12 protein-coding genes and 1 pseudogene are annotated in these 15,285 nt (G+C 64.5%); 10 read left to right on the top strand and 3 right to left on the bottom strand.

The genetic code is table 11. The features are described from left to right. Nucleotide 1: 1 nt before the first annotated feature. Genes HNO51_RS08865 through HNO51_RS08855 form a run of 3 tightly spaced genes read left to right on the top strand, consistent with a single transcriptional unit; the run spans nucleotide 2 to nucleotide 2,985 of the window. Nucleotides 2–961 carry a Bug family tripartite tricarboxylate transporter substrate binding protein gene (locus tag HNO51_RS08865; RefSeq protein ID WP_209539004.1) on the top strand — a complete coding sequence of 320 codons (960 nt, stop codon included), beginning with the start codon at nucleotides 2–4 and terminating at the stop codon, nucleotides 959–961. Nucleotides 962–984: 23 nt separating this feature from the next. After that, entirely contained in the window at nucleotides 985–1,464 is a 480-nt protein-coding gene (locus HNO51_RS08860) for a tripartite tricarboxylate transporter TctB family protein (RefSeq protein ID WP_242597237.1), read from the top strand. Between the two features lie 15 nt (nucleotides 1,465–1,479). Then, nucleotides 1,480–2,985 (top strand): tripartite tricarboxylate transporter permease, encoded by a 1,506-nt coding sequence (locus HNO51_RS08855; protein WP_209539002.1) that lies wholly within the window; start codon nucleotides 1,480–1,482, stop codon nucleotides 2,983–2,985. 5 nt (nucleotides 2,986–2,990) lie between these two features. Here HNO51_RS08855 and HNO51_RS08850 read toward each other — a convergent pair whose 3' ends face one another. Next, a complete protein-coding gene (locus HNO51_RS08850; RefSeq protein WP_209539001.1) occupies nucleotides 2,991–3,950 on the bottom strand; it encodes a LysR family transcriptional regulator in 960 nt (319 codons plus the stop codon). Between the two features lie 156 nt (nucleotides 3,951–4,106). On the opposite strand from HNO51_RS08850, the gene HNO51_RS08845 reads away from it, so the two are divergent. The 7 genes and pseudogenes from HNO51_RS08845 (at nucleotide 4,107) to HNO51_RS08815 (ending at nucleotide 12,811) form a co-directional block, all read left to right on the top strand. Then, the gene (locus tag HNO51_RS08845; protein ID WP_197450637.1) at nucleotides 4,107–5,045 is read left to right on the top strand and encodes a sodium-dependent bicarbonate transport family permease; all 939 of its coding nucleotides are present in this window, start codon (nucleotides 4,107–4,109) and stop codon (nucleotides 5,043–5,045) included. 206 nt (nucleotides 5,046–5,251) lie between these two features. Continuing rightward, nucleotides 5,252–6,420, top strand: a pseudogene (locus HNO51_RS08840) (isovaleryl-CoA dehydrogenase). A gap of 21 nt (nucleotides 6,421–6,441) precedes the next feature. Then, complete coding sequence (locus HNO51_RS08835; protein ID WP_197450635.1) at nucleotides 6,442–8,049, top strand: carboxyl transferase domain-containing protein; 1,608 nt, start codon at nucleotides 6,442–6,444, stop codon at nucleotides 8,047–8,049. Nucleotides 8,050–8,056: 7 nt separating this feature from the next. Continuing rightward, nucleotides 8,057–8,884: an enoyl-CoA hydratase/isomerase family protein gene (locus HNO51_RS08830; protein WP_209538999.1), complete on the top strand. Its 828-nt coding sequence runs from the start codon at nucleotides 8,057–8,059 to the stop codon at nucleotides 8,882–8,884. After that, complete coding sequence (locus HNO51_RS08825) at nucleotides 8,881–10,923, top strand: acetyl/propionyl/methylcrotonyl-CoA carboxylase subunit alpha (RefSeq protein WP_209538998.1); 2,043 nt, start codon at nucleotides 8,881–8,883, stop codon at nucleotides 10,921–10,923. The genes HNO51_RS08830 and HNO51_RS08825 overlap by 4 nt, the downstream gene beginning before the upstream one ends. Nucleotides 10,924–10,934: 11 nt before the next feature. Beyond that, nucleotides 10,935–11,834, top strand: a complete 900-nt coding sequence (locus tag HNO51_RS08820; RefSeq protein WP_209538997.1) for a hydroxymethylglutaryl-CoA lyase — start codon at nucleotides 10,935–10,937, stop codon at nucleotides 11,832–11,834. 152 nt (nucleotides 11,835–11,986) lie between these two features. Next, nucleotides 11,987–12,811 carry a class I SAM-dependent methyltransferase gene (locus HNO51_RS08815; protein ID WP_209538996.1) on the top strand — a complete coding sequence of 275 codons (825 nt, stop codon included), beginning with the start codon at nucleotides 11,987–11,989 and terminating at the stop codon, nucleotides 12,809–12,811. Nucleotides 12,812–12,957: 146 nt separating this feature from the next. On the opposite strand, the gene HNO51_RS08810 is transcribed toward HNO51_RS08815, so the two are convergent. After that, entirely contained in the window at nucleotides 12,958–14,016 is a 1,059-nt protein-coding gene (locus tag HNO51_RS08810; protein ID WP_209538995.1) for a hypothetical protein, read from the bottom strand. Next, complete coding sequence (locus HNO51_RS08805; RefSeq protein ID WP_209538994.1) at nucleotides 14,013–15,263, bottom strand: hypothetical protein; 1,251 nt, start codon at nucleotides 15,261–15,263, stop codon at nucleotides 14,013–14,015. Before HNO51_RS08805 ends, HNO51_RS08810 begins: the two co-directional genes overlap by 4 nt. Nucleotides 15,264–15,285 lie beyond the last annotated feature (22 nt).

The following is a 15,285-nucleotide window of genomic DNA, read 5'->3' as shown; positions in this document are numbered from 1 at the left end:
GATGAAAACCACGCTGCTCCTCACCACCGCTACCGTATCGGCCCTTGCCTTCACCCCGGCCATGGCCGACTATCCCGACCGCCCCATCGAGCTCATCGTGCCGGCACCGGCGGGCGGCGGCACCGACAACGTGGCGCGCATGCTCAACCAGTACCTCGAGGAGGAGCTGGGCCAACCCGTCGCCGTGCTCAACGTGGCAGGCGGCGGCGGCGCCATCGGCGTCAACCAGTTCTCCCGGGCGCGGCCCGATGGCTATACCCTGCTTTCCACCTGGAACAGCCCCATCACCACGGTGCCGCACATGCAGCGCGTGCAGTACTCCTACGAGACGCTGACCCCCATCACCAGTACCTCGCAGAGCGCCTACACCCTCTGCGTCGCGCCCGACTTCCCCGCCGAGAGCGGCGAGGAGTTCCTTGCCGAGCTGCAAGCCAACCCCGGCAAGTACACCTATGGCAACGATGGCGTCGGCGGCACCATGCGCCTGGCGGCGGAGCGGATCTTCGAAGCCTACGACATCACCGCCCGCCCGATTCCCTTCGGCGGTGCCGGCGAGACCCTGCAGAACTTCCTCGGCGGCCACGTCGACATCTACGGGGGCTCCATCACACCGGTGCTGCCCTATGTGGAAGAAGGCCAGGCCAAGTGCCTGCTGGTGACCTCCGCCGACGACAACAAGGCCCTGCCCCAGGCATCCGGCCTCGCCGCCCTGGGCCACCCCGAGCTCGAAACCGTGCTCTGGCGCATGATGCTGGGCCCGGAAGGCATGGAGGAAGAGCGCGCCGAAGCGGTCGCCGATGCCGTGGCCCGCGCCGTGGAGCACCCGGAGTTCCAGGAATTCCTCGCCGCCCAGGGCGAAACCCTCAACCTGGTGCGTGGCGAAGCCCTGCGCGAGCGCCTGGAGCAGGAGACCCAGGCCATCGGCGAGACCCTGGAATACCTCGGCCTCAAGCAACAGTGACCGGCAAAGGCATCGATAAGACCATGAACTACAGAGATCTCTTCTCTGGCATTGCCTTCCTCATCATTGGCGTCACCACCGTCTGGATGGGGAAGGACTTCTTTGCCGATGCCGCCTACGTTCCCATCGGGGTGGGCACCCTGATGGGCGCGTTCTCCCTGCCCCTGATCTGGCGAGGCATGAAGAGCGTGCTGGCCGCGCGCGCCACGACCGATGCCGCCACCGGTGGCCATATGACGACCCATCCTGCTCCCGCCCTGGTCGATCACCCGGCGCGCTTCTCGGTGACGCTAGGCTGCTGTCTGGTGTACTACACGGCCCTGCCGATCGTCGGCTTCTATACCACCAGCGCCCTGTTCATCACGCTGCTGGCCGTGCTGCTGGGAGAGCGGCGCCCCGCCGTGGTGGCGGGCATCACCCTGGGCTTCATCACGCTGCTGTACGCCCTGTTCGCCGTGGTGCTCAAGCGCCCCTTGCCCGTCGAGTTCTTCCTCGCCTCCTAGAATAGGGTCCCGCTCATGTTCGAATCGCTCCTGAATGCGCTGCCGGTGGCCCTGCAGCTCGGCTCGCTGATCAGCCTGTTCGTCGGCACGCTGATCGGCATCCTGATCGGCGCGCTGCCCGGCTTGAATCCGGTCATGGCCATTGCCCTGATGCTGCCGCTGACCTACGGCTTCGACCCCATCATTGCCCTCGGGCTAGTCGCCGGGATCTACAACGGCTCCATGTACGGTGGTGCCATTCCCGCCATCCTGCTCAACATTCCCGGCACGCCCGCCGCCATCGCCACCACCTTCGACGGCTATCCGATGACGCGCCAGGGCGAAGGCGGGCTGGCCCTGAAGACGGCCTGCTGGTCGTCCGCCATCGGCGGTATCGTCAGCGCCCTGGCCCTGATGACGCTGGCCCCCATGCTGGCCAAGGTGACCCTGGCGTTCGGCCCCGCGGAGTACTTCTGGGTGGCCGTGTTCGGCCTCGTCAGCATCGCCGTGCTGGTGGGCAAGGATGTCAGCAAGGGCATGCTCAGCGCCCTGCTCGGCGTCATCATCGGCCTGGTGGGCATCGATACCATCAGCGGCGAAGAGCGCTTCACCTTCGATTCGCTCTACCTGTCAGGCGGCTTCGAGCTGCTCATCGTACTGATCGGGCTGTATGCCGTGCCGCCAGTGCTCGAGATGGCGGAAAAGCGCAACGAATCCTACTTCAACAGCGACAGTTTTCGCGCCAAGCCAAGCGGCGGCAGCCTGGGCCTGCTGCGCCGCCACTGGCGTACCTGGAGCCGCTCCTCGCTGATCGGCGTGGCCGTGGGCATCCTGCCGGGCGCCGGCGGCAACCTGGCCGCCCTGCTCAGCTACAACGAGGCCAAGCGCAAGGCGCCGGACCCCGAGACCTTCGGCAGCGGCAATCCGGTCGGCGTCGCCGCGGCGGAGTCCGGCAACAGCGCCGACAACGCGGCGGCCATGATCCCCTCGCTGACGCTGGGCATTCCCGGCAACCTGGTGGCGGCACTGGTACTGGGCGCACTGATGATCCATGGGCTGCAGCCCGGCCCGCAGCTGTTCACCCGCTCCCCCGACGTGGTGTTCGGCTTCATGTGGCAGATGCTGCTGACGGCCATGCTGCTATTGCTGCTCGGCGGCATGGTCGCCACGCGCCTGTTCGCCCAGGTGCTGCGCATGCCCTCCGCACTGCTGGTGCCCACCACTCTGGTGCTGATGGCGGTGGGCGTCTACACCGTGAACGGCAACGTGACGGATCTCTATGTCATGCTGGCCTTCGGCCTGGCCGGCTACCTGCTGAACCGGCTCGGCTTCCCGCTCGCGCCCGTGGTACTGGGGGTACTGCTGGGTCCCATGGCGGAGCAGAACTTCCGCTTGACCATGCTGATTGCCCAGAACGACTGGACGGTGCTGTTCACCCGCCCGATCTCGCTGGGCATCATCGCCCTGCTGGCCGTGGTGCTACTCTCGCAGCTGTGGAAGACGCTGCGCCATCGTCGCCAGTCGCAGGATCAAGCTGCCTGAGACCTTCATGAGGGGTCTTCCAACCGCCCCAGCATCGCCTCCAGCTCGTTGGCCACGAAGCGCGGCTCGACACACTCGTCGAGATGCCCCGCGGCGAAGCGCAGGAAGCCCAGCGCGGCGTGAGGCAGGCGGCGGTCGCGGCGCACGATGAACTGCCAGTGGCTCTCGATAGGGAAGCCTGCCACCGGCAGGATGACGATATCCGGATGCTCCGGCGGCAGTACATGCTCGGAGAGCACGGCCAGGCCCATGCCGGCCGCGACGCCGACGCGAATCGCCTCGTTACTGGCCATCTGCAGCGTGGGCCCCAGCGACAGGCCGTGCTCCTGCAGCCAGCTCTCGAACATCATGCGCGTGGCCGAACCCGGTTCGCGCAGCAGGAAGCGCTCCTCCAGCAATTCGCCCATGGCGATGCGCTCGTGCTTCGCCATAGGGTGCCCCTGTGGTGCCACCACCACCAGCGGGTTGCGCAGGAAACGCCCGGCCAGGGCATGAGCCAACGACGGTGGGTGGCTGAACACGTAGAGATCGTCGTCCTGGCGCTCGAAGCGCGTCAGCATCTGGCGGCGGTTGCCGATATGCAGGGTCACGTCGACATCGGGAAAGGCGTGGCTGTAGGGGCCGAGCAGGCGCGGCAGCACGTACTGGGCGGTATTGACCAGGGCGATGCTGAAGCGCCCCCGCTCGCCGCCACGCAGTGCGGTGAGGTAGTCCTGGAAGTCATCGAAGCGGCCCAGCACCTCGCGGCTGGCGCGGTAGAGCTCCCGCCCCGCCTCCGTGGGCACCAGCCGACCCTGGCGCACGTTCAATAGTGGCTCGCCCACCGCCTCGCCCAGTCGCTTGAGCTGCTGGGAAACGGTTGGCTGGGTCAGATGCAGTTGACGTGCCGCTTCACTGACCGAGCCCGCCCGTACCACGGCGGTGTACACCTGCAGAAGCCGAAACGTCAGGTGGCGAACGTTCATTCGTGGGTCCCGAAGAGAGCGCTATAGACGATCACCAATGCTATTTCCTGAAACAATTTATTGGAATCAATATAGTGTACTCTTCACAATCCGCGACACCCAGCCACTGCGTCGCAACATGGCACGTGCGTTGCGACACGATAAGAGAGTCCACCCATGCCCGATATCGTGGTGATGTTCTTCCTGCTCGGCCTGCTCGCCGGTGTGGTGAAGTCCGACCTGACCATACCCAAGGCCGCCTACGACACCCTGAGCCTGCTGCTGATGCTGACCATCGGCCTCAAGGGCGGGATGGCGCTCTATGGCAACCTGGGCTGGTCGATCGTGCCGGAGCTGCTCGCAGTGGCGGCGCTTGGCGCCCTGATCCCGCTGGCGCTGATGCCGGTTCTGCGCCGCCTGGTACGTCTCTCGGCGGCCGACAGCGCCAGCATCGCGGCCCACTATGGCTCTGTGAGCGCCGGCACATTCGCCGTGGCGCTGGCCTTCGCCGAGAGCCGCGCCCTACCCATCGGCGCCGAGGTCACCCTCTACCTGGTGATGATGGAGCTGCCGGCGATCATGGTCGCCATCGCGCTGTACCGCCGCCATTCCGGCAAGGCTTCCAGCGAGGCGCTGCAGGGGATCTGGCACGAGACGCTGACCAACCGCGGCGTGATCCTGCTGGCCGGCGGTGCGGTGATCGGCGCGATGTATGGCCCGGCGGACGGCGCCAACGTCACCGACCTGCTGATGGGTGCCTTCCATGCGGTACTCGCCCTGTTCCTGCTGCAGATGGGTCTGACCGCGGCGGAGACCCTTCGCCCCATCCCCTGGTACCACTGGCGCCTGCTCACTTTCGCCCTGGTGGCCCCGCCCCTGCTGTCGCTGGTGGGAATGTTGGCCGGCCTGGCGCTGGGCTTGCCGGCCGGCTCGGTGCTGATCCTCACGGCGCTCACCGCCAGCGCTTCCTACATCGCCGCACCGGCCGCCATGCGCACCGCCATTCCCCAGGCCAACATCGGCCTGGCCATGCTGGCCTCGCTGGGCTTCACCTTCCCGCTCAACGTGATCGTGGGCATCCCCCTCTACTATCAGCTCACCCTGCTGCTAAGCTGAACCGGCATGTCGCCATCGAGCCGATGGGCTCGGTGGCGTCATCTCGCCACGACACCCTTCGACATTCGTAGCACGCCCCAAGGCTGCACTTTACGTTAACGTCAACCTCGCCTAGTCTTGTAGCATCCTGAATACACTGAGGCGCGGCTGCGTGCCCGCATCAGCCGACAGCCGGTCTACCACTGACACTAGGGAGTTCCGCCGCCATGTTCACGTCCTACAAGCCCCTCGACTTCGGCCTCGATGACGAACTCAACATGCTGCGCGATCAGGTCAACGCCTTCGCCCGCGACGAGATCGCCCCGCGCGCCGCCGAGATCGACGAGAAGAACGAGTTCCCCAACGACCTGTGGCGGAAATTCGGCGACATGGGCCTGCTCGGCATCACCGTGCCGGAGGAGGATGGCGGCACTGGCATGGGGTATCTCGCCCACTGTATCGCCATGGAGGAGATCTCCCGGGCCAGCGCCTCGGTAGGCCTCTCCTACGGCGCCCACTCCAACCTGTGCGTGAACCAGCTCAAGATCAACGCCAATGCCGAGCAAAAGGCCAAGTACCTGCCCAAGCTGATCAGCGGCGAGCACGTCGGCGCGCTGGCCATGTCCGAGCCGGGCGCCGGCTCCGACGTGGTCTCGATGAAACTGCGCGCACGGCGCGAAGGCGACCACTATGTGCTCAACGGCAACAAGATGTGGATCACCAACGGCCCCGACGCCGACGTGCTGGTGGTCTACGCCAAGACCGACCCGGAAGCGGGCTCCAAAGGCATCACCGCCTTCATCATCGAGAAAGGCATGCCCGGTTTCTCCACCGCCCAGAAGCTCGACAAGCTGGGCATGCGCGGCTCCAACACCTGCGAGCTGGTGTTCCAGGACTGCGAAGTGCCGGTCGAGAACGTGCTGGGTGACGAAGGCAAGGGCGTGCGCGTACTGATGAGCGGCCTGGACTACGAGCGCACCGTGCTCGCCGCCGGCCCCATCGGCATCATGCAGGCGGCCATGGACGTCGTCGTGCCCTACATCCACGAGCGCAAGCAATTCGACCAGTCGATCGGCGAGTTCCAGCTGGTGCAGGGCAAGATCGCCGACATGTACACCACGCTCAACGCCTGCCGCGCCTACCTCTACGCCGTGGCGGCGGCCTGCGACCGCGGCCAGACCTCCCGGAAGGACGCCGCCGGCGTGATCCTCTACTGCGCCGAAAAGGCCACCCAGGTGGCGCTGGACGCCATTCAGCTGCTCGGCGGCAACGGCTACATCAACGAGTACCCCACCGGGCGCCTGCTGCGCGACGCCAAGCTCTACGAGATCGGCGCCGGCACCAGCGAGATTCGCCGCATGCTGAGATCGGCCGCGAAATTTTTACTTTTTACTGAATCGAAGTAAGGGGAGCCCCGATGGCGATTCTGAACACTCAGGTCAATCCGCGCAGCGACGGCTTCCAGGCCAACGACAAGGCCATGCGCCACGAGGTGATGAAGCTGCGCGAGCTGACCGCGGCGATCAGCCAGGGCGGCGGCGAGAAGGCCCGCACCCGCCACGAGAGCCGCGGCAAGCTGTTCGTGCGCGACCGCATCGACCACCTGATCGACGAGGGCTCGCCCTTTCTCGAGTTCTCGGCACTGGCCGCCCATGAGGTCTACGAGAGCGAGGTGCCCGCCGCCGGCGTGGTCACCGGTATCGGCCGCGTTTCCGGCGTCGAATGCGTGATCGTCGCCAACGACGCCACCGTCAAGGGCGGCACCTACTACCCGCTGACGGTGAAGAAGCATATCCGCGCCCAGGAGATCGCCCGCAAGCACCGCCTGCCGTGCATCTACCTGGTCGACTCCGGCGGCGCCTTCCTGCCCCGCCAGGACGAAGTGTTCCCCGACCGCGACCACTTCGGGCGCATCTTCTACAACCAGGCCACCCTCTCCGCCGAGGGCATCCCGCAGATCGCCGTGGTGATGGGCTCGTGCACCGCCGGCGGCGCCTACGTGCCGGCCATGGCCGACGAGTCGATCATCGTCAAGCAGCAGGGCACCATCTTCCTCGGCGGCCCGCCGTTGGTGAAGGCCGCCACCGGCGAGAGCATCAGCGCCGAGGACCTGGGCGGTGCCGACGTGCACGCCAAGAAGAGCGGCGTGGCCGACCACTACGCCGAGAACGATGCCCACGCCCTGCAGCTCGCCCGCGCCTGCGTGTCGCGGCTGAACTGGCAGAAGCGCGGCCAGCTCAAGATGCAGGAGCCGAGGCCCCCGCGCCTCGACCCCAGCGAGCTCTACGGCATCGTCGGCACCGACCTCAAGAAGCCGTTCGACGTGCGCGAGGTGATCGGCCGCATCGTCGACGACTCCGACTTCGACGAGTTCAAGCGCTACTACGGCGACACCCTGGTCACCGGCTTTGCCCACATCCACGGCTACCCGGTGGGCATCGTCGCCAATAACGGCGTGCTGTTCTCCGAATCCGCGGTGAAGGGTGCCCACTTCATCGAGCTGTGCGCCCAGCGCAAGATCCCGCTGGTGTTCCTGCAGAACATCACCGGCTTCATGGTCGGCTCCAGGTACGAGCACGAAGGCATCGCCAAGCACGGCGCCAAGCTCGTCACCGCCGTGGCCTGCGCCAAGGTGCCCAAGTTCACCGTATTGATCGGCGGCAGCTTCGGCGCCGGCAACTACGGCATGTGCGGCCGCGCCTACGACCCCAACCTGCTGTTCATGTGGCCCAACGCGCGTATTTCGGTAATGGGTGGCGAACAGGCCGCCGGCGTGCTGGCCCAGGTCAAGCGCGAGCAGTACGAGCGCGAAGGCCGCGAGTGGAGCAAGGAGGAGGAGGAAGCCTTCAAGCAGCCCACCCGCGAGCAGTACGAGCGCCAGGGCCACCCCTACTACGCCAGCGCCCGACTGTGGGACGACGGCGTGATCGACCCGGCCCAGACCCGCGACGTGCTGGGGCTGTCGCTCGCCGCGGCGATGAACGCGGAAGTCCAGGAAACCAAGTTCGGCGTATTCCGGATGTGAGGCCGTTATGACACAGACATATTCGAACCTGAACATCGACGAACGCGGCGTCGCCCGGCTGACGCTGAATCGCCCTGAGGTGCACAATGCCTTCGATGACAGCCTGATCGCCGAGCTCAACGAGCACCTCGCCAAGCTCCACGACGCCGCCCGCCACGGCGAGGTGCGCGTGGTGGTGCTGGGCTCCGAGGGCAAGAGCTTCTCCGCCGGCGCCGACCTGAACTGGATGAAGCGCATGGTGGAGTACGACTTCGAGGGCAATCTGGCCGACTCGCGCAAGCTCTCGCAGCTGATGCACGGTCTGGACACCCTCCCTTGCCCCACCCTGTGCCGCGTGCAGGGCGCCGCATTCGGCGGTGCCGTTGGCCTGGCTGCCTGCTGTGATGTGGTGATCGCTTCCGAGAAGGCCAAGTTCTGCCTCTCCGAGGTCAAGATCGGCCTCTCGCCTGCGGTGATCAGTCCCTACGTGCAGCGCGCCCTGGGTTCGCGCCAGATGCGCCGCTACGCACTCACCGCCGAGGTGATCGACGCCGACAAGGCGCTGGAACTGGGCCTGGCCCACCAGATCGTCGGCCACGACCACATCGACGAGGCAGTCGAGGAGATGATCGCCACCCTGCTGGCCGGCTCGCCCCAGGCCCAACGCGCCACCAAGGCGCTGCTGGCCGAAGTGGCGCGCGACTCCGACAGCAAGGCCACCCGCGAGCACACCTGCCGCGTGATCAGCGAGCTACGCGTGAGCGCCGAAGGTCAGGAAGGCCTGACCAGCTTCTTCGAGAAGCGCCGCCCCGCCTGGGCCGACGACAACACGAATTCCTCGGAGCGCCGCTCATGAGTCAGACCCACGATACCCGCAACACGCCCTTCGACACCCTGCTGGTGGCCAACCGCGGCGAGATCGCTTGCCGCGTGATGCGCACCGCCCGCGCCATGGGCCTGCGCACCGTGGCGGTGTACTCCGACGCCGACGCCAACGCCCGCCATGTGCGCGAGGCCGACGAGGCCATACGCCTGGGCCCGGCCGCCGCCCGCGAAAGCTACCTGAAAATCGAAGCGGTGGTGGAAGCCGCCAAGCGCACCGGCGCCGGCGCCATTCACCCCGGCTACGGCTTCCTCTCCGAGAACGGTGCCTTCGTCGAAGCGCTGGACGCCGCCGGTATCACCTTCGTCGGCCCGCCCGCCTCGGCAATCGCCGCCATGGGCGACAAGTCCGCGGCCAAGGCGCGCATGGCCAACGCCGGCGTGCCGCTGGTGCCGGGCTACCACGGCGACGACCAGGACGACGCCCTGCTCAAGGCCGAAGCCGACAAGATCGGCTACCCGGTGCTGCTCAAGGCCAGCGCCGGTGGTGGCGGCAAGGGCATGCGCGTGGTCGAAGCCCCCGAGCAGTTCCAGGCCGCGCTGGACGGCTGCCGCCGCGAGTCCCAGGCCGCCTTCGGCGACACCCGCATGCTGATCGAGAAGTACCTGACCCAGCCGCGTCACGTCGAGGTGCAGGTGTTCTGCGACAGCCACGGCAACGGTGTCTACCTGTTCGAGCGCGACTGCTCCGTGCAGCGCCGCCACCAGAAGGTGCTCGAGGAAGCCCCCGCCCCCGGCATGACCGCCGAACTGCGCCGCGAGATGGGCGAAGCCGCCGTGCGCGCCGCCAAGGAGATCGGCTACGTGGGCGCCGGCACCGTCGAGTTCCTGCTCGACAAAGATAGTTCGTTCTACTTCATGGAGATGAACACCCGCCTGCAGGTGGAGCACCCCGTCACCGAGATGATCACCGGCCAGGACCTGGTCGAGTGGCAGCTGCGCGTGGCCATGGGCGAAGCGCTGCCGCTCCAGCAGGAGGAGCTGACCATCACCGGCCACAGCTTCGAGGCGCGCCTCTACGCCGAAGACCCGGAGCAGGACTTCCTGCCTGCCACCGGCAAGCTGACTCGCTTCGCCATGGACCTCAAGGGCGCCGGACTCGACCCGCGCCAGGTGCGCCTGGACAGCGGCGTGGAAACCGGCGACGTGGTCTCCATGCACTACGACCCCATGCTCGCCAAGCTGATCGTTCACGGCGATGACCGCGACCAGGCACTCTCCACCCTCAACCGCGCACTCGCCGCGCTGGACGTGCAGGGTGTGGTGACCAACCGCGCCTTCCTGCAGCGGCTGGCCACTCATCCTGCCTTCCGCAACGCGGAGCTGGATACCCGCTTCATCGAGAAGAACGAAGCCACCCTCTTCGCCCCCAAGCAATACACCACCGAAGAGTACGCCGGCGCCGCCCTGATCGGCCTCAACCAGCTTGCCCGCGAGTGTGAGAGCGACTCCCCTTGGGACCGCCACGACGGCTTCCGCCTCAACGCCCCGCACACCATCCGCATCTCGCTTTGCGACCCGGCCCATGTGCAGGACGAAGCGAGCGTGGTGGTCGTGGAAGGCACCCGGGCCAGCGGCGCCGATCCATGGGACCTGACCATTGGCGGCGAGACCCTTACCGCCCGCCTGCAGCACCTTGAAGGCGACGCCGTGGCCGTCACCCTCAACGGCCACCGCCGCCGCCTGCAGGCACGCCGCGACGGCAACGTCGTGGTGATGGTCGACCCGCGCGGCGAAACCCGCCTGTTCTGGCGCCGCATCGACGCCATCGACCACGGCCACCACGAAGCCGAATCGACCCTCACCGCGCCGATGCACGGCACCGTGGTCGCGCTGCTGGTGGAAACCGGTCAGAAGGTGGAGAAAGGCATGCCGCTGATGGTCATGGAAGCCATGAAGATGGAACACACCATGACCGCCCCCGCCGACGGCCACGTGGAGAGCTTCCACTTCAACGCCGGCGATACGGTAGGCCAGGGGGATGTGCTGCTGGAATTCGCGCCGGCGGAATAGGAGAACGATAAATGGCATTTCCGAAACGAGTGCGCCTGGTCGAGGTCGGCCCACGCGACGGGCTGCAGAACGAGCCCAACCCGATCGACACGGCCACCAAGCTGGAACTGATCGACCGCCTGGGCGCCGCCGGTATCAGCTACATTGAAGCGGCCAGCTTCGTCTCGCCCAAGTGGGTACCGCAGATGGCCGACCATCGCGAAGTGATGACCGGCCTCAAGCGCCGCCAGGGCGTGACCTACGCCGCCCTCACCCCCAACCTCAAGGGGCTGGAAGCGGCATTGGAGTGCGGCGTGGAGGAAGTGGCGGTATTCGGCGCGGCCAGCGAGGCCTTCTCGCAGAAGAACATCAACTGCTCCGTCGCCGAATCCCTGGAGCGTTTCGCCCCCGTGCTGGAGCGAGCCAGAGAGGCCAACGTGCGCGTGCGCGGCTACGTCTCCTGCGTGCTCGGCTGCCCCTACGAAGGCGAAGTCGCCCCGGCCAAAGTCGCCGAAGTTTCGAAGGCGCTATATGACATGGGCTGCTACGAAGTCTCGCTCGGCGACACCATCGGCGTCGGCACCCCGCTCGCCGCCAAGCGCATGATCGAAGCCGTGAGCCGCGACATCCCCATGGAAAAGCTCGCCGCTCACTTCCACGACACCTACGGCCAGGCGCTGGCCAACCTCTACGCCGTGCTGGAAGAAGGCATCGGCGTAGTGGACAGCTCCGTCGCCGGCCTCGGCGGCTGCCCCTACGCCAAGGGTGCCTCCGGTAACGTCGCCAGCGAGGACGTCGTCTACCTGCTGAACGGCCTGGGCATCGAAACCGGCATCGATCTCGACAAGCTCGCCGAAACCGGCACCTGGATCACCCAAACCATCGGCCGGCCGAACCGTTCGAAGGTAGGTGTGGCGCTGGCAGCGAAGTGATTAAGCGTTAGAAACGGAAAGCCCCTGAGTCAGGCGACTGGCTCAGGGGCTTTGGATTATTACGCTATGTTTTGCTGTGGCGGCATCTACACTGGTTAGAGCATTCCGAACCCACAATGACAATGCATGGGCAACCCATGCGAGGGGGCCATATGGCCGGCAATGCTCCTGATATCCAGACCATCAAGGAACGCATGCGCAAGACTTGGATGGCCGGTGATTTCGGTGAAATCGCCAAATTCATCCAGCACCATGCCGACGACTTCATTTCCGATTTGAACATCAAGCCCGGGATCCGACTGCTCGATGTCGCCTGCGGTACAGGGAACCTGGCGATTCCGGCGGCCCGTGCCGGCGCATCGGTCACGGGAATCGATATCGCAGACAATCTGATCGAACAGGCCCGTACTCGAGCGCGCACCGAAGGCCTGGACATTCACTTCGAGGTTGACGATGCCGAGAGTCTCGCCCAACCCGATGCTGCGTTCGACGTTGTGGTGAGCATGTATGGGGCCATGTTCGCTCCACGACCCGAGCGTGCGGCCGCTGAAATGGTGAGGGTATGCCGTCCCGGCGGTACCATCGCCATGGCCAACTGGATGCCGGAGACCTTCATCGGCGATATGTTCAAGCTCATCGGTCGCCACGCGCCACCGCCGGAAGGGGTTCCCTCGCCCGCCCTCTGGGGAGACCCCGCCACGGTACGCCAGCGCCTGAGTGAGGGCATCAGCGAGCTGAACACCAAACCGGTTACTGTCATCTTCCAGTATCCGTTTTCAGTTCCTGAAGTGGTGGAGTTCCACAGAATCTTCTTCGGCCCAATCGAACGCGCCTGGGCCAGACTCGCAGATGACGAGCGTGAGTCACTGCGTCGCGATCTCGAGGCTCACTGGAACCATAATAACGAGGCCACCGACGGCAGTACCCGAGTCAAGGCACAGTATTTGCTGGTGGTGGCTACCCGGACAGCATCCTGACATGTTGCCGCTAATGGACAAGCCTTCGTCAGGGAGGATGAAGGCAGGTCCCATTACGACAGGGATCCTTTAGTTCATCTGGCTTGCGCAGGCCTGGCCATCGGCACGGTAGGCACCGGGGCCATAGTGGGAGGCGCCTGCCTCGATCATGCCACTGCGGCCTCCCGCTGCTTCCGGTAAACAGCCATCTCCACCTTGCCTAGCTGCGGGGTGAGCTGGCAGCGCTGGCGGGACCAGGGGTAGTCGATCTGCGCCTTTAGGTGAGCGGCACCCTCTCCCGCCTTCCATGCCTCCAGATCCAGGTCACGCCAGTAGCGCGGGTTACGCCCCGTTTGCCGATCGTACTCGGCGGTGGTGGGGTCGAGATGTCGGAAAGGCTCCAGGCGCGGCACGTCCGGCATGGGCTGGCTCACGTCCATATAGCGCTGCAGCATGTCCCACGTGGCGTGCACCTCATGCTTGTGATCGACGACGGTGCTGAGCGAGGTCTGGTTGAACTGCTTGCCGGTATAGCGGTGCACGAACATCAGCCGATAGAAGACACCGCCCCGCTGTACCACGCGCTCCACATAGCCATCGAACTCGACGAAAGGCGCCTTCAGCGGCGGTTTCTTCTTGCCTTGGGCGAAGCTCACCATTCCTGTTTGGCGGTTAAATTCGCTGCAGCGGTTTTCCATGTACTCCCGGGCCTGACCAGTAATATATTTGTGTAGTGGCGTTGCGAGCAAAATGACACCGCTCATAGCAAATCGACTAACAAACGGCACCGCAACAAAAATAAAAACTATCCCCAAGGCAAAAAAAATCAACCCCGCCAATATCGAAAACCCACCGATCACAGGATCTAAAAAGAAAGTTAATTCAATACCCAAATAAACAACAAGAGCTAAAAGTGCGACAGCACAAATATAAGGAATCATCAACAGGAGCGCTGCAATTCCCACTTTACTCTCTAGAAAACGAACCCGCTGATGGTCCCACCACCAATCATCCGTTTCGTAGAACGCTTTATCCTGACGATCTTGATGCTGAACGAACTCGGCATCCTCGCAGAGCTGCTGATAGGGGTCGATACTGGCATAGTCCCCAAAAGGCAGCAGCTCCTCACCAATACGCTCGCGCTTCTTCGGCGATGCTGGCATGGAAGGAATGGCCCCGGCACGGTAAGCGCCGGCGTCATAATGGGAGGAGCTTGCCTCTTTCATACCTGGAATTCCTTTATGTACCAGTAACAGGGGTCCTGTGAATGCCCTGTAAAGGATCTGATGAAGTCGGCGATTGGGTTGTTCACCGTGCGATACGACCGAGCTGGAAGCGCATCATGCTGCCCTTCCACAAAGGGCTCGTATTCACTCAACATTGGGGTGGGCAGCACCATCTCGCCCAGCTCCCATTCTATTCGCGCCTGCAGGGCGACACGCAGGCGAGCCGTAGAGCTCACGCTGGTGCCACCCATCTGGAAGCTCTCCTCCGCCACCTTGCGCTTGACTAGAAAGCGTACCGCACTTTGCTGTGGCAACAATTGACGTTTGCCGATTTCAAAAGGTTCTGGCGACCTTGTGATATGAGAGAGCTGCTCGTATGTGCCAAGCGGGGTGATGGTGCCGGTATCGGTCTGCTCCAGCTCCTGCACGGCCAGGTTCAATGTCTCGCCAATCTTGTAGCGGCTGATCAACGGCGTGCTGATCGTGACCACATAGTCGCGGCTGCTAGGGGTATCCGTCGTGGATTCCCATACGCTTTCTAGCAGTGCCTGCCGCTCTTCGGTATCAAGGCTGCCGTAGCGCGTCACTTCGATTTGGGCCGGGCTCAGCTGCGTCAACAGCTGCGGGTAGTAAACGGTATCGTCGGCCGATGTCACCGTACTGGCAGGATGGGTACCCAGGGGGCCTTGCCTAAGCAGTTGCTCGAAGGGGGTGTCCTGGTTCATGGCGGCATAGCTGCTACCGCCAATGGCCAACCCCAGGCCTAGCAACGCCCAGCCCCAGCCGGGAATCATCACCAGCCCCGCCATCAGAGGAGCGGCAAGAAACAGCGCCCCGCCAGCTATAGCTACACTATGGCCAAGAACAGCATCGTGATCTCCCTGCTGCAAACTATTGCGTAGCTCCCAGGTGCTGACCCCCACTACCATTACACCAGCCAGAAAATTTGCCAGCCCTAACGTTCGAACCAGGCTACTTCCTCCCTGGCGAGCAAGCTGCTTTGCTACCCACGGGCCAGCCTTAGGTAAGTTTTTTAAATCAAACAGAGGTCTTTGAATAAAGCTCCCAATGGCAGAAATTGATTCTGGGTATAACACTGCATGCAATTTCATTGACGCAGCCCCCATATCCAGCAAACCACTAAACGCCTTAGCAATTTGAACCCCTGTTAACTCTCCTTCGTTACGTGCCTTGACAGCAATAGCTGTTTCTCGACCAACATTATATATCGCAAACCCCACCAACATCCGCGACACCGCCGGACCATCA

It is taken from the genome of Billgrantia sulfidoxydans (assembly GCF_017868775.1).
Classification (GTDB): domain Bacteria; phylum Pseudomonadota; class Gammaproteobacteria; order Pseudomonadales; family Halomonadaceae; genus Halomonas; species Halomonas sulfidoxydans.
The sequence above is the reverse complement of the archived record's forward strand: the minus strand, read 5'-3'. Positions and strand labels throughout refer to the sequence as shown.

Bases quoted from the DNA above. Each gene is read 5' to 3' on its own strand.
- HNO51_RS08850 (WP_209539001.1), bottom strand. From the start codon at position 3,950: ATGAACGTTCGCCACCTGACGTTTCGGCTTCTGCAGGTGTACACCGCC.
- HNO51_RS08865 (WP_209539004.1), top strand. From the start codon at position 2: ATGAAAACCACGCTGCTCCTCACCACCGCTACCGTATCGGCCCTTGCC.
- HNO51_RS08805 (WP_209538994.1), bottom strand. From the start codon at position 15,263: ATGTTGGTGGGGTTTGCGATATATAATGTTGGTCGAGAAACAGCTATT.
- HNO51_RS08855 (WP_209539002.1), top strand. From the start codon at position 1,480: ATGTTCGAATCGCTCCTGAATGCGCTGCCGGTGGCCCTGCAGCTCGGC.
- HNO51_RS08835 (WP_197450635.1), top strand. From the start codon at position 6,442: ATGGCGATTCTGAACACTCAGGTCAATCCGCGCAGCGACGGCTTCCAG.
- HNO51_RS08830 (WP_209538999.1), top strand. From the start codon at position 8,057: ATGACACAGACATATTCGAACCTGAACATCGACGAACGCGGCGTCGCC.
- HNO51_RS08820 (WP_209538997.1), top strand. From the start codon at position 10,935: ATGGCATTTCCGAAACGAGTGCGCCTGGTCGAGGTCGGCCCACGCGAC.
- HNO51_RS08845 (WP_197450637.1), top strand. From the start codon at position 4,107: ATGCCCGATATCGTGGTGATGTTCTTCCTGCTCGGCCTGCTCGCCGGT.
- HNO51_RS08860 (WP_242597237.1), top strand. From the start codon at position 985: ATGAACTACAGAGATCTCTTCTCTGGCATTGCCTTCCTCATCATTGGC.
- HNO51_RS08825 (WP_209538998.1), top strand. From the start codon at position 8,881: ATGAGTCAGACCCACGATACCCGCAACACGCCCTTCGACACCCTGCTG.
- HNO51_RS08815 (WP_209538996.1), top strand. From the start codon at position 11,987: ATGGCCGGCAATGCTCCTGATATCCAGACCATCAAGGAACGCATGCGC.
- HNO51_RS08810 (WP_209538995.1), bottom strand. From the start codon at position 14,016: ATGAAAGAGGCAAGCTCCTCCCATTATGACGCCGGCGCTTACCGTGCC.